At 69.8% G+C, this 13731-nt stretch carries 10 protein-coding genes; 4 read left to right on the top strand and 6 right to left on the bottom strand.

Annotated features, from left to right (window positions below):
* Positions 1-17: 17 nt before the first annotated feature.
* The 6 genes from ACJMK0_RS00540 to ACJMK0_RS00515 are packed head-to-tail and all read right to left on the bottom strand — an operon-like array spanning position 18 to position 6338.
* Positions 18-494, bottom strand: coding sequence for a TspO/MBR family protein (locus ACJMK0_RS00540; protein WP_405234864.1), 477 nt, complete (start codon positions 492-494; stop codon positions 18-20).
* A 10-nt stretch (positions 495-504) separates the two neighbouring features.
* On the bottom strand, positions 505-1695 hold the full coding sequence (locus ACJMK0_RS00535; RefSeq protein WP_405234863.1) for a geranylgeranyl diphosphate reductase: 1191 nt from the start codon (positions 1693-1695) through the stop codon (positions 505-507).
* A gap of 13 nt (positions 1696-1708) precedes the next feature.
* Positions 1709-3055: a BCD family MFS transporter gene (locus tag ACJMK0_RS00530; RefSeq protein ID WP_405234862.1), complete on the bottom strand. Its 1347-nt coding sequence runs from the start codon at positions 3053-3055 to the stop codon at positions 1709-1711.
* On the bottom strand, positions 3052-3966 hold the full coding sequence (chlG, locus tag ACJMK0_RS00525; RefSeq protein ID WP_405234861.1) for a chlorophyll synthase ChlG: 915 nt from the start codon (positions 3964-3966) through the stop codon (positions 3052-3054). The genes ACJMK0_RS00530 and chlG overlap by 4 nt, the downstream gene beginning before the upstream one ends.
* A gap of 3 nt (positions 3967-3969) precedes the next feature.
* Positions 3970-5436, bottom strand: a complete 1467-nt coding sequence (gene ppsR, locus ACJMK0_RS00520) for a transcriptional regulator PpsR (protein WP_405234860.1) — start codon at positions 5434-5436, stop codon at positions 3970-3972.
* Entirely contained in the window at positions 5436-6338 is a 903-nt protein-coding gene (locus tag ACJMK0_RS00515) for a cobalamin B12-binding domain-containing protein (protein ID WP_405234859.1), read from the bottom strand. Before ACJMK0_RS00515 ends, ppsR begins: the two co-directional genes overlap by 1 nt.
* Before the next feature lie 307 nt (positions 6339-6645).
* Here ACJMK0_RS00515 and bchF point away from each other — a divergent pair, with 307 nt between their 5' ends.
* Genes bchF through ACJMK0_RS00495 form a run of 4 tightly spaced genes read left to right on the top strand, consistent with a single transcriptional unit; the run spans position 6646 to position 13729 of the window.
* A complete protein-coding gene (bchF, locus tag ACJMK0_RS00510) occupies positions 6646-7164 on the top strand; it encodes a 2-vinyl bacteriochlorophyllide hydratase (RefSeq protein WP_405237860.1) in 519 nt (172 codons plus the stop codon).
* Positions 7161-8444 (top strand): ferredoxin:protochlorophyllide reductase (ATP-dependent) subunit N, encoded by a 1284-nt coding sequence (locus tag ACJMK0_RS00505; protein ID WP_405234858.1) that lies wholly within the window; start codon positions 7161-7163, stop codon positions 8442-8444. Before bchF ends, ACJMK0_RS00505 begins: the two co-directional genes overlap by 4 nt.
* Position 8445: 1 nt before the next feature.
* Entirely contained in the window at positions 8446-10032 is a 1587-nt protein-coding gene (gene bchB / locus ACJMK0_RS00500) for a ferredoxin:protochlorophyllide reductase (ATP-dependent) subunit B (protein WP_405234857.1), read from the top strand.
* Positions 10007-13729: a magnesium chelatase subunit H gene (locus tag ACJMK0_RS00495; protein ID WP_405234856.1), complete on the top strand. Its 3723-nt coding sequence runs from the start codon at positions 10007-10009 to the stop codon at positions 13727-13729. The genes bchB and ACJMK0_RS00495 overlap by 26 nt, the downstream gene beginning before the upstream one ends.
* Positions 13730-13731 lie beyond the last annotated feature (2 nt).

Here is a 13731-nt window from a genome sequence, read left to right as displayed (position 1 = left end):
CGACGGCAGGAGGATCTCTAATTGAGCTGCACGATGGCGTAGTTCAGGAAACCGGCGAACGTCACCCAGGCGAGATAGGGGACCATCAGCAGGGAGGCCGCCAGCGAGAGCCGTCTCAGGCCGACGATCAGCGCCACGATCGACAGCCACAGCAGCACCAGCTCGGCGAGCGCCCAATCCGGGCGCTTCACCTGGAAGAACGCGACGCTCCAGCCCAGGTTCAGGAAGGCATTGACCCCGAACAGCGCCAGGATGCGGCGCCGGTCGGCGGTGCCGTCGGCGGCCGACCAGGCCAGCACGCCGCCGATGCCGGCCAGCACGAAGATGCTCGTCCAGACCGGCCCGAAGGCGACGTCGGGCGGCTTCCAGTCCGGTTGCACCAGGTTCTGGTACCAGGGGCCGAGATCGGTCAGCAGCCCGCCGCCGGCACCCATTGCCAGGACGGCGAGGGCGGCGACCAGGATCGGCAGCGGGCGTACGGCTCTTACGCTCAAGGACAGGCGCTCACGGCGAGACGATACCCAGCAGGTGGGCGAGATCCTTGAAGAAGATGCGCACGTGGGTGACCGGCTTCGCGCGCACGAGACGCTTGTTCATGTACGCCTCCCAGGTCAGGCGCTGGACGTCCGGATCCTCGCAGATGCTGACGAAGCGCTCGCGCCGCTTGTCCGACGAGTACCAGAAACGCTGCAGCAGGCCCAGCACCCAGAACACCCGTCCGTGCTCCTTCAGGAAGCGCTTGCGCGCCTTCTTCAATGCCTTCGCCTTGCCGGTGGCGCAGAACTCCGCCACGGCCTCCGCGGCGTACTGGCCGCCGACCATCGCGTAATAGATGCCCTCGCCGGAGGCCGGCGCCACGATACCGGCGGCATCGCCCGCCAGCAGGACGTCGCGGCCGTTATCCCAGCGCTTCAGCGGCTTCAGCGGTATCGGCGCACCTTCGCGCCGCACGGTCTCGCACTCGCTCATGCCGGTGGCGGCGCGCAGTTCGTCCACAGCACCGCGCAGGGAGAAGCCCTTGTTGGCGCTGCCCACGCCCACGCTGGTGTGCTCGCCGTGGGGGAAGATCCAGGCGTAGAAGTCCGGTGACAGGTGGCCCTGGTAGTACACGTCGCAGCGCTTGCCGTCGAAGTCTCCCTGGCCCTGGGCGGGCGAGCGGATGATCTCGTGATAGGCGGCGACGTAGGGGATGGCGTCGCCGCCGGGCACCATCTGCTTCGCCACCCGCGAGTTGGCGCCGTCGGCACCGATGACGGCCCGGGCACGGACCGCCCGCGGCGCCGCGTCGCGGCCGTCCTCGCGGGCACGGTAATGCACGACCGCCGTGCCGTCGGCGTCCCGGGTGATCTCGCGGAAGGTGCCCTGGCGCCGGTCGGCGCCCGCGGCGGCCGCCCGCACCCGCAGCCATTCGTCGAATTCCTCCCGGTCCACCATGCCGACATAGCCGCCCTCGATGGGCATGTCGACGCCGCGCCCGGAAGGCGCCACCATGCGCGCGGAGTCCACCTTCGCCACCAGCAGCGCGTCGGGTATCTCGAAGTCCCGGATCAGGCGGGGCGGGATGGCGCCGCCGCAGGGCTTGATGCGTCCTTCCCGGTCCAGCAGCAGCACGGAGCGGCCCTGGCGGGCGAGAGTGGCAGCGGCAGTGGCCCCGGCGGGTCCGCCGCCGACGACGACTACTTCGAATTCTTCCATGTCGTTTCCTCTGTCATTGTCTGCCCGTCTCCGTCGCCAGTCGCACGGGTCCCGTCTGTGGCGTCTCGCTGCCGCGTTCTCCGGTGTGGCCGACCCGCGCCGCCAGCACGGTGGCCAAGAGGAACATCACCGCCTGGCTGGCGAACACCGTGCCGTAGGCGGTGGCCGGCAGGCTCACCAGGCTGCGCATCACGTCGACGCCCATGGTGCCGAGGAAGCCGCCCGCGCCGAACGCCACGGCCTGGGCGGCGCCCCAGAGACCCATGCGGACTCCTTCCCGGCGCTCCCTGCCCGCTGCCACCAGCGCCATCATCGAGCCGATGGCGGCCACGGCGAAGGCGCCGTTGGCCATGCCGAGTGCGAAAATGCTGGCCCTGAGCGGCCACTCGTCGGCGAAGAAGCCGCCCGCCGCCAGGGCCACCAGGGCGACGGCGGAGGCGATGCAGCCGCCGATGGTCCAGCCGCTCAGCGTGCCGAAGCGCCGGGCACCGACGGCCACCAGGATCATGCCGACCAGCATGCCCGTGTTCTGGACGCCGGCGAGCTGGGTGGACTGGCCGGGCGTCAGGCCGAAGACGGTGCCGGCGAAGGGCTCGACGATCAGCTCCTGGCCGCTGTAGGCGAGCATGGAGACGAAAACGAAGATCGAGAACCGCCGCGCCCGCGGCTCGGACCAGACCTCCGCCAGCGCATGGCGGAACGGCGGTCCGGGTTCCTCGCCCGCGGCTGCGGTGCCGGTGTCCGCCGCCGCGGAAGCCGCACTTGCGTGGCCCTCCACATTGCGGATGGCGACCAGCGTCAACAGGAAAGCCGCGCCGCAGACGATACTGGTGACGGTGATCAGCCGCGGCATGGAGAAGGGGTCCAGGAAATGACCCGCCACCCCGGCCGTCACGGCGAAGCCGGCGATCATCATCAGCCAGACGGTGGTGGCCGCCGGGGCGCGTCGCTCCGGCGTGACCCGCTTCGCGAGCAGCACCAGCAGCGACGTGCCGGCGGCGCCGACGCCGACGCCGATCAGCAGGAATGCCAGCGCGGCCAGTGCCGCGCCGGCGACCGGGTCGGTGGCCATCCAGGCCGTGGCGCAGGACGCGGTGATGCCGCCGATGCCGAGCACCGCCATGCCGCCGATGATCCACGGCGTACGCCGGCCGCCCAGGTCCGAGCCGTAGCCGAGCCGCGGCCGGGAGACCTGCACGGCATAGTGCAGCGCCACCAGCGCGCCGGGCAGCATGGCGGCCAGGCCCAGCTCGACCACCATCACCCGGTTCAGGGTGGAGGTCGTCAGCACGACGATGGCGCCGAGCGCGGTCTGCACCAGGCCGACGCGGAAGATGCCGAACCAGCCCAGCGGCTTCACGGCGCGAGCTCCAGGGCGCGCAGCCCGAAGGCGCTGATCATCATCCCGGAGACGTACAGCGTGATGCCCGTGCCGTTGTACCAGGCGGCCTTGCCGCGCGGGTCTTTCAGCAGCCGCGGCATCAGCGCGAGCTGGCTGACGAGCACGGCGGCGACGCCGAGGGCCCAGGGCGCGAGTCCCCACCACCAGAGGCAACCGATGACCGCCACCTGCGGCACTGCCATGGTGATGCAGGCCAGCATGGCCGCCCGTTCGGGCCCGATGCGGGCCGGGATGGAGCCCACGCCCATGCGCAGGTCGCCCTCCACGGACTTGAAATCGTTCAGCGTCATGATGCCGTGGCAGCCCGCGCTGTAGAGCGCGGCCAGCACGAACACGCGCCCGTCAGGCATGGCGCCGCCGATCATGACGGCCGCGCCGGTGATCCAGGGCAGCCCCTCGTAGCAGGCGGCGACGGCGCTATTGCCCCACCAGCCGTTCTGTTTCAGGCGCAGCGGCGGCGCGCTGTACACCCAGGCCAGGATCAGCCCGACCACCGCGGCGCCGAATACCCAGGTGCCGAGGACGGCGGCCAGGGCCAGCGACAGCATCGTCCAGGCGATCGCGATGTAGAGCCCCCAGCGGCCGGGGATCCTGCCCGAGGGGATCGGACGGTTCGGTTCGTTGATGGCGTCCACGTGGCGGTCGAACCAGTCGTTCGCCGCCTGGCTGGTCGCGCAAACCAGCGGGCCGGCCAGCGCGATGCCCGCGGCGATCAGCAGCCAGTTGCCGGACAGCGGCACGCCGGAGGAGACGACCCCGCACATGAAGGCCCACATCGGCGGGAACCAGGTGATGGGTTTCAGCAGTTCGAGTACGGCCCCGGGCGCCGGGGCCGGCGCGTGGACGCTACCGGTGGCCTGTCCGCCCATGGGTCAGGTATCGGTGTCGGGTCCCAGGTCGCCGAGCCCGTAGCGTCTGAGTTTGACGTACAGGCTCTGACGGCTCAGCCCGAGGAGTTCGGCCGCGGATGCGCGGTTGTCGTCGGTCAGCTCGAGGGCGGCCTCGATGCAGAGCTTCTCGATGAGGTCGGTGGCCTCGCGCACGAGTTCCTTCAGCGGCACCCGGCCGACGAGATCCTTCAGCTGCTCCACCGAACGCGGCAGGGCCTGCATGGTCTGGGCGTCGGTCGTGAGCCGCGGGCCCACGTCCCGGATCACGAAGCCGAAGCGCAGCCGGTCCTCGCTGCGGATGGCGACGGCGGAGATCTCCACCTCGGTGACCGTGCCGTAATTGCCCTGCACGGACGTGGAGAACAGGCGCACCGAACCGTGCTGGCGCACGTTGGCGATGAGTACGTTCAGGTCTACGCCCGGCCGCCCGAGCCACTGGTCCAGCGACTCGCCCTTGGCTTCGTCCTCGCCGGCGAGCTGCGCCAGCTCCAGGAAGGCCGCGTTGGCGCTGACGATGCGCCCGTCCTGGCTCGTGACCACGATGCCGTCCGGCGCGCTTTCCACGATGCTGGCGAGCTGTCGCTTCGCCTCGGAGAGCGACGAGTCCGCCTCGCTTCCGTCCAGCGTATGCAGGCGCACCAGCATGAGCATTCCGCTCTCCTGCCGCAGCAGAGCGGCCCGCAGAGTGAGGCGGCGATCGTCGGGCAGCTTCGCCTGTATGTCCTCGGCGCGCCCGGCCGCCCGCACCTCGGCCAGGAAGTCATGGATCGCCGCCGTGCTCTTCTTCGCGAAGGCATCGGCGAGCGGCCGGCCGACGATCTTCTTGCCGCGCTCGCCCAGCAGTTTCTCCGCCACCGGGTTCACTTCCAGGACCTTCTGGCTGCCCGCATCGACGATCAGCACGGCCTCGGAAGCGGTCTGGAACAGGAAGCGGTAGCGGGTCTCCAGCTGGCGCAGGTTCCAGTAGTCGCGCTCGACGGACTGCTGGGCGTCCACCAGCCGCTGCTGCAGATTCGCGATGGCCTGCAGGTCGCGGCCCACCGCCACGATGTTGCCGTCCTTGCGCAGGCGCACGGTGCAGTAGCGCACCGGTATGTTCCGGCCCTCGGTGGTGAGATGGTTGACGTGCCGCCAGCGCGGGCTCTCGCCCCGAGCCGCATCCTCCAGCAGCGCCTCCACCTTCGGCCGACTGTCGAGAGCGACGGTCTCGAGCCACGGCTTGCCCAGCCAGTGGTCGCCGAGCTCCGGCGACAGGTCGCTGCCGCCCAGGGACAGGTCGACGATGACGCCCTTCGCGTCGATCACCAGTGCGATGTCGGCGCTGGCCGCAATCAGGGTGGCAATGGTATTGGCGGTCAGCTGATCCAGCGTGCGGGCCGCGGAGCGGAAGGCCCTGGTTATCGCCGTGTGCCGGTTGCCCCTTGCGCTTACCTGATGCGGATTGGTCACTAATGCCTCTTCAGTTGACGGGGCAGCTCCAGCGCGTCGAGTGCTGCCTGTCGCCCGTCCAGGGCCGTCGCGTCGGCGCCGACTTCGCGCACGAGCTCGGGGTTATCGATGAATACCCGGCCGCCGACGAGCACGCCGATCTCCGGGTTGCGGGATTGGTTGCGGATGGTCTGGATCCACTGGGTCAGTTCGTCCAGCCGGTCGTCGCAGCTCACCGAGAAACCGACCACCGTGAACTTCTCGGCATTGACGACCTGCAGGACGTCGCTGTGGCTGGCGGAGGGGCCGCCCCAGACGTCCCAGCCCTCGCGGCGGAAGAACTCGGTCACCATGAGCAGGCCGAAGGTATGCTGCTCGCCGGGTACCGGCGCCAGCAGCGCGCGCTTGATCTCCACGTCGTTGCCCGCGCGCATGAAGCCCGGGCTCATCTCGCGCACCAGCTGGTGCAGCCGGCACAGTCCGACCGTCACTTCGGTGAAATCGCAGAGGTCGTCTTCCCACAGGCTGCCGAGGTAGCGGGCCGTCGGGCCGAGCAGGTCGAGGAACAGTCGCTCCCGCCGGATGCCCTTGTCGCGCAGCGAGCGCACGTAGGTCAGGGCCAGCTCCTGGTCCGGCGACAGGACCAGCGCGGCGAGTTCGCGCACCGCCTCCGGGTCCACGCCGGGCCCGGCCTGTTCCACCTGGTCGTCGAGCGCGACCTCTTTCTTATGCGCCAGCACTAGTCTCGGGATGGTTTCGGATTCGATGATGCGAACCAGCTGGGCCAGACGGTCCCGCGGCACCTCGCAGTCGTCATCGTCCTCTCTCCATCGGTCCTCGTCCGTTTCGCCGCTCTTCGCCAGCGGATGATGGTTTGGTCCCTGGTCGTCTCCGGCCAGATGCCGAGCTCCCCGTTCGGGCATCGCGCGCCTCCTTCTTTGTCTTCTGCGGCCGGCCGAGATCCTTCGACCGGGCCGCTGCGGGCCCCTCCAGGCCCTGCTACGGCATCCACCGTCCTTGCCGCTCTCCGGCGGGTTGGCGGCGGATGCGCTCCCCTCAGGGGCAGCTTTTCCGACAGCCGGCGCGCGCCCTTATGGGGACGCGAGCCTCATCATCGAATTCTACCCCCAGTTTGTCAAGTCTTGTTTACGTCTGGTTTAGTTGACAGATCGAAACAAGGCGTCTAGATTCGTGAACAACGGCACCGAGACCAGCGAGACACGTGGTCGCATGACCCGGCACAAGAACAGAAAACCTCTCTACACCGAAGCGGAGCGCAAGAGGCGGGACGAGTCCCGCTGGACCCTGGTGCAGGGCATCCTCGCGCCGCTCCAGTTCCTGGTATTCCTGGTGAGTTTCGCCCTGGTGATCCGTTATCTGGGCACCGGCGAGGGCTATTACGCCGCGACCGTCTCCGTCGTCGTCAAGACGTTGATTCTTTACGCAATTATGGTGACGGGGTCGATCTGGGAGCGGGTGGTGTTCGGCCGCTGGCTGTTCGCGCCCAGCTTCTTCTGGGAGGACGTGGTCAGCATGCTCGTCATGGCGCTGCATACGGCTTATCTCGCGGCTCTTGCCTTTGGAATTATTGAGGCGCGCCATCAGATGCTCCTTGCGTTGGCAGCCTACGCGGCTTATGTCGTCAACGCAACGCAGTTCCTGCTGAAGCTGCGTTCCGCGCGGCTCGAGCAATCGGCGCCGCGGGCGGGCCCGGGGCACGGTGCGGCGGCGGGGTACGCGGTCGAATGAACCGGAGCGCGGCAGCCACCAGCCTCCCCGGCGGCTGCTCCGAGCGGCCGGTGCTCCGCGAGCGGGGCCAGCGGGAGGTCTTCTGCGGACTCACGGGCATCGTGTGGCTGCACCGCAAGATCCAGGACGCTTTTTTCCTGGTGGTGGGCTCGCGCACCTGCGCACACCTTATACAGTCGGCCGCCGGCGTCATGATCTTCGCCGAGCCGCGGTTCGCCACGGCCATCCTCGAGGAGCGCGACCTCGCGGGCCTGGCCGACTGCAACGACGAACTCGACCGCATCGCCGGCCAGCTGCTGGAGCGGCGGCCGGAGATCCGCACCCTGTTCCTGGTGGGCTCCTGCCCCTCGGAGGTCATCAAGCTGGACCTCGCCAAGGCGGCCGAGCGCCTGTCCCACGCCCACCGGGGCCGGGTCCGCGTGCTGAACTACTCCGGCAGCGGCATCGAGACCACCTTCACCCAGGGCGAGGACAACTGCCTGCAGACACTGGTGCCGGAGCTGCCGGCGCTGCCGGCGGGCGAGCGCTCGCTGCTGGTGGTCGGGACCCTGGCCGACGTGGTCGAGGACCAGTTCGGCCGGCTGTTCCGCGAGATCGGTATCGACGACGTGGGTTTCCTGCCGCCGCGGGCCGCGGCGGAACTGCCGCCGGTGGGTCCCGGCACCGACGTGCTGCTGGCCCAGCCTTTCCTCGGCGAGACGGCGCGGGCGCTGGCGGCGCGGGGCGCGCGGCTGATCGACGCCCCCTATCCCTTCGGCGTGGAAGGTACGCTGGCCTGGCTCGAGGCGGCCGCCGCCGCCAGGGACATTCCCGCCGAGCGGGTCCGTGCGGCCACCGAGGCGCCGGCATCGCGGGCGCGCCGGGCCCTGGAGCGCTACCGGGAGAAACTCGCCGGCCGGCGCATCACCTTCCTGCCGGATTCCCAGCTCGAGATCCCGCTGGCCCGCTTCCTGCACGAGGAATGCGGCATGGAGCTGGTCGAGGTGGGCACGCCCTATCTCGACCGCCAGGTGGTGGCGGCCGAGCTGGAGCGCCTGCCGCGCGACGTGCGCCTGTCGGAGGGCCAGCACGTCGAGCGGCAGCTGGACCGGGTCCGCGAAGACGCGCCCGATCTCACGGTCTGCGGCCTCGGGCTCGCGAATCCGCTCGAGGCGGAGGGCTTCCGCACGAAGTGGTCCATCGAGCTCGTCTTCACGCCGGTGCACGGCTTCGAGCAGGCGGCGGATCTCGCCGAGCTGTTCGCCCGGCCGCTGAACCGGATGGAAAGGCTGGCGGTGTGACATGCAGCTGACCCTCTGGACATACGAAGGTCCGCCCCACGTCGGGGCCATGCGCATCGCCACTTCGATGGAGGGCGTGCACTACGTGCTGCACGCGCCCCAGGGCGATACCTACGCAGACCTGCTGTTCACCATGATCGAGCGGCGCCCGACTCGCCCGTCGGTGACCTACACCACCTTCCAGGCCCGCGACCTCGGTGCCGACACCGCGGGACTCGTGAAGGACACGCTCAGGGAAGCTTACGAACGTTTCCGTCCCCGGGCGATGCTGGTGGGCGAATCGTGCACCGCCGAGCTGATCCAGGACCAGCCCGGCTCGCTGGCGGAGAGCATGGATTTCCCGGTGCCGATCGTGCCGCTGGAACTGCCGTCCTACTCCCGCAAGGAGAACTGGGGCGCCAGCGAGACCTTCTATCATCTGGTGCGCACGCTGCTCACCGGCCGGATACCGGCGCCGGGCAGCGAGCCCGCGCCCCGGCCCGAGGGACGCCGGCCCAGCGCCAACCTGCTCGGCCCGTCGGCGCTGGGCTTCCGCTGCCGCGACGACGTGCGCGAGATCACCGGCCTGCTCGCGAGCCTCGGCGTGGACGTCAACGTGGTGGCGCCGGAGGGCGCGACGCCGGAAGACCTCCAGCGCATCCCCGACGCGGACTTCAACGTCTGCCTGTATCCGGAGATCGCGCACACCACCTGCGCCTGGCTGGAGCGCATGTTCCGCCAGCCGTACGTGAAGACGGTACCCATCGGCGTGGGCGCCACGCGCGACTTCATCGCCGAGGTCGGCGAACTGGCCGGCCTCGACGTCAGCGACGCGCTGGCCACCTCCGCCTCGCGCCTGCCCTGGTATTCGCGCTCCGTCGACAGCACCTATCTCACCGGCAAGCGGGTGTTCATCTTCGGTGACGCCACCCACGCGGTGGCGGCGGCGCGGATCGCCAGAGAAGAGATGGGTTTCGACGTGGTCGGCCTCGGCACCTACAGCCGGGAATTCGCCCGCGAGGTGCGCCAGGCCGCGAAGGAATACGGCGTCGAGCCGCTGATCACCGACGACTACCTGGAAGTGGAGGCGAGGGTGGCCGAACTCGAGCCGGAACTCGTGCTCGGCACCCAGATGGAGCGCCACATCGCCAAGCGCCTCGGCATCGGCTGTGCCGTCATCTCCTCGCCGGTGCACGTGCAGGACTTCCCCGCGCGCTACTCGCCGCAGATGGGCTGGGAAGGCGCCAACGTCATCTTCGACACCTGGGTGCACCCCCTGATGATGGGCCTGGAGGAGCACCTGCTGACCATGTTCCGGGACGACTTCGAGTTCAACGACGAGGCCATGCCGTCCCATCTCGGGCACGGCCGCAAGCCCGCCGCCGGTGAGCGCACCGCGGAGGCAGCCGCCGCCGGCCATGACCTCGGCGACACCATCGACCATACCGGCGCGGTGTGGACCGAGGACGCCGAGCAGGAGCTGAAGAAAATCCCGTTCTTCGTGCGCGGCAAGGCCCGCAGGAATACCGAGCGCTACGCCACCGAACGGGGCGTGGCGAGCATCACCGTCGAGACACTGTACGATGCCAAAGCACACTTCGGCCGCTGATCGGACACCGGTCAATTTCGTCATGGTGACGCTCGACAGTCACATGGCGAGTGCCGTCGAGCGCGCCCATCGTCAGCTGCGCCGCGAGCTGCCCGGGCTGTCGATGCACCTGCACGTGGCCACCGAATGGACGGCGGACGAGGATGCGCTGGCCCGCTGCCGCGAGGACATCGCCCGGGCCGACATCATCGTGGTCACCATGATGTTCATGGACGACCACATCCAGCCCATCCTGGAAGACTTGCGCGCCCGCCGGGACGGCTGCGACGCGCTGGTGTGCTGCATGTCCGCCGCCGAGGTGGCGCGGCTTACGAAGCTCGGCAATTTCCGCATGGACGGCAGCCAGAAGGGGCCGCTCGCCTTCCTGAAGAAGCTGAAGCCGAAGAAGACCGAAGGCGGCGGCAGCACCGCCGGTGCGCGCCAGATGGCGATGCTCCGGCGCCTGCCCCAGATCCTGCGCTTCATCCCCGGCACCGCCCAGGACGTCAGGGCCTACTTCCTGACGCTGCAGTACTGGCTGGCCAGCTCCGACGACAACGTGGCGAACATGGTGCGCTTCCTGATCGGCCGTTACGCGGACGGCCCGCGGCGCGGGCTGCGCGACCGGGTGAAGGCCGCGCTGCCGGCCGAGTACCCCGAGGTGGGCGTCTACCATCCGCGCCTCAGACAGCGCATGGGCGAGGACGCGCGCCGGCTGCCGAAGACGGACGGGCGCAACGGCACCGTGGGGCTGCTGGTGATGCGCTCCTACGTCCTCGCCGGCAACACGGACCATTACGACGGCGTCATCGCCGCGCTGGAGGCGCGCGGGCTCAGGGTGATACCGGCGTTCTCCAGCGGCCTCGACGCCCGTCCGGCGGTCGAGCGCTTCTTCCGCCGCGACGGCGAGACCCTGGTGGACGCCGTCGTCTCGCTGACCGGCTTCTCGCTGGTCGGCGGGCCGGCCTATAACGACTCCGCGGCTGCCGAGCAGTTGCTGGGCGAGCTCGACGTGCCCTACCTGGCCGCCCACGCCGTCGAGTTCCAGTCCCTCGAGCAGTGGGAGGATTCCACGCTCGGCCTGATGCCGGTGGAGTCCACCATGATGGTGGCCATCCCCGAGCTGGACGGCGCGACGGCGCCGATGCTGTTCGGCGGACGCTCCACGGCCGCGGCGGAAGACCGCAAGCGCGACATGCATCCGCAGCCCGAACGGGCCGCCGCCCTCGCAGCCCGGGTGGAGCGCCTGATCCGCCTGCGGCGCACGCCGGTGGCCGAGCGCCGGGTGGGCCTGGTGCTGTTCAACTTCCCGCCGAATTCCGGCGCCACCGGCACGGCGGCGCACCTCTCGGTATGGGCCTCGCTGCTGCACACGCTGCGCGCGCTGGCGCGCGACGGCTACGACGTGGAGGTGCCCGAGAACGAGGATGCGCTGCGCGAACGCCTGCTCGGCGGCAACGCCCGCCGGTACGGTGCCGACGCGAACGTCTGCGCCCGCATCGGCACCGACGATCACGTGCGCCGCGAGACCTGGCTCGCCGACATCGAATCCCAGTGGGGGCCGGCCCCGGGCAAGCATCAGACCGACGGCAGCTCGATCTTCGTGCTGGGCGAGCACTTCGGCAACGCCTTCGTCGGCATCCAGCCCGCCTTCGGCTACGAGGGCGACCCCATGAGGCTGCTGTTCGAGCAGGGCTTCGCGCCCACCCATGCCTTCTCCGCCTTCTACCGTTACCTGCGCGAGGATTACGCCGCGCATGCGGTGCTGCACTTCGGCACCCACGGTGCGCTGGAATTCATGCCGGGCAAGCAGACCGGCCTGTCTGCCGCCTGCTGGCCCGAGCGTCTCATCGGCGACCTGCCCAATCTGTACCTGTACGCGGCCAACAACCCGTCCGAGGGCACCATCGCCAAGCGCCGCGCCGCCGCCACGCTGATCAGCTATCTCACGCCGCCGGTGGCCCAGGCCGGCCTCTACCGAGGCCTGGCCGACCTGAAGGCCAGCATCGAGCGCTGGCGCGCACTGCCGCCGGAGTCGGGCAGCGAGGGTGCGGAGCTGGCCGCCCTGATCCAGGCCCAGGCGGCCGAGCTGGATCTGGCCGCACTCGAGCCCGAGTGGCCCGCCGACGCGGCCGAGGCCGAGATCGCACGCCTGAACGAGGCGATGCTGGAACTCGAATACGCCCTCATACCCCACGGCCTGCACGTTGTGGGCGAGGCCCCCTCGGAGGCCGAGCGGGCCGACATGCTGGCCGCCATCGCCGAGGGCGCCACCGGCGAGCGGCCGCCGGCGGCCGCGATGGAAGCGCTCGCAGCCGGTGCATCGGCCGCCGAGGCACTCGCCGCGGGCGGCATGGAGAAGAACGAGACCAGTCTCGAGGTGTTCGGCGAACTGGCCACCGCAGCGGCGCTGCTGTCCGAAGACCACGAGATAGACGCCATACTAAAGGCGCTGGACGGACGCTTCGTCCGGCCGGTGCCGGGCGGCGACCTGCTGCGCACCACCGACATCCTGCCGACGGGCCGCAACCTGCACGGCTTCGACCCGTTCCGCATGCCGAGCGCGTTCGCGCAGGCCGACGGTGCCCGCCAGGCCGAGCGGCTGCTCGAGCGCCACCTGGCCGAGGGCAACCGCCTGCCGGAGACCACGGCGCTGGTGCTCTGGGGCACGGACAACCTCAAGAGCGAGGGCGCGCCGGTCGCCCAGGCCATGGCGCTGATGGGCGCGCGGCCGCGCTTCGACAGCTACGGCCGCCTGTCCGGCGCCGAACTGATCCCGCTGGCCGAGCTGGGCCGCCCGCGCATCGACGTGGTGGTGACGCTGTCCGGCATCTTCCGCGATCTGCTGCCGCTGCAGACCCGCATGCTCGCCGAGGCCGCGTGGCTGGCGGCCGGCGCGGACGAGCCCTGCGAGCAGAACTTCATCCGCAAGCACGTGCTCGCCTACCAGGAAGCCCACGGCTGCGACCTCGACACCGCGGCGCTGCGCGTGTTCAGCAACGCGGCCGGCGCCTACGGCTCGAACGTGAACCACATGATCGACAGCGGCTGCTGGGACGACGAGGACGAACTGGCCGACACCTACACCCGGCGCAAGTGCTTCGCCTACGGCCGCAGCGGCCGGCCCATGCAGCAGGCGGAGCTGCTGAAAAACGTGCTGGGCGGCGTGGAGCTGGCGTACCAGAACGTGGATTCGGTCGAGCTGGGCGTCACCACCATCGATCACTACTTCGACACCCTCGGCGGCATCAACCGGGCCGTGAACTCGGCCGCCGGGCAGAGCGTGCCGGTGTACATCGGCGACCAGACCCGGGGCGAGGGCACCGTGCGCACGCTGTCCGAGCAGGTGGCGCTGGAGACCCGCACCCGCATGCTCAACCCGAAGTGGTACGAGGGCATGCTGAAGCACGGCTACGAGGGTGTGCGCCAGATCGAGTCCCACATCACCAACACCATGGGCTGGTCGGCCACTACCGGACAGGTGGCACCCTGGGTGTACCGGCAGCTGACGCAGACCTTCGTCCTGGACGAGGAGATGCGCCAGCGACTGGCCGACCTGAATCCGACGGCCTCGGCGCGGGTGGCGAGCCGCCTGCTGGAGGCCCACGAACGACAATACTGGACGCCCGACGAGAGCATGCTCGAAGCATTGCAGCGGGCGGGCGATGAACTGGAAGACCGGCTGGAAGGCGTGGTCGAGGGGGTAGCAGTAGCATGAAT

Source organism: Lentisalinibacter orientalis, assembly GCF_040706535.1.
GTDB classification, from domain to species: domain Bacteria; phylum Pseudomonadota; class Gammaproteobacteria; order Steroidobacterales; family Woeseiaceae; genus Lentisalinibacter; species Lentisalinibacter orientalis.
Note: the sequence above shows the minus strand (reverse complement) of the source record. Positions and strands in the feature narration are given on the sequence as shown.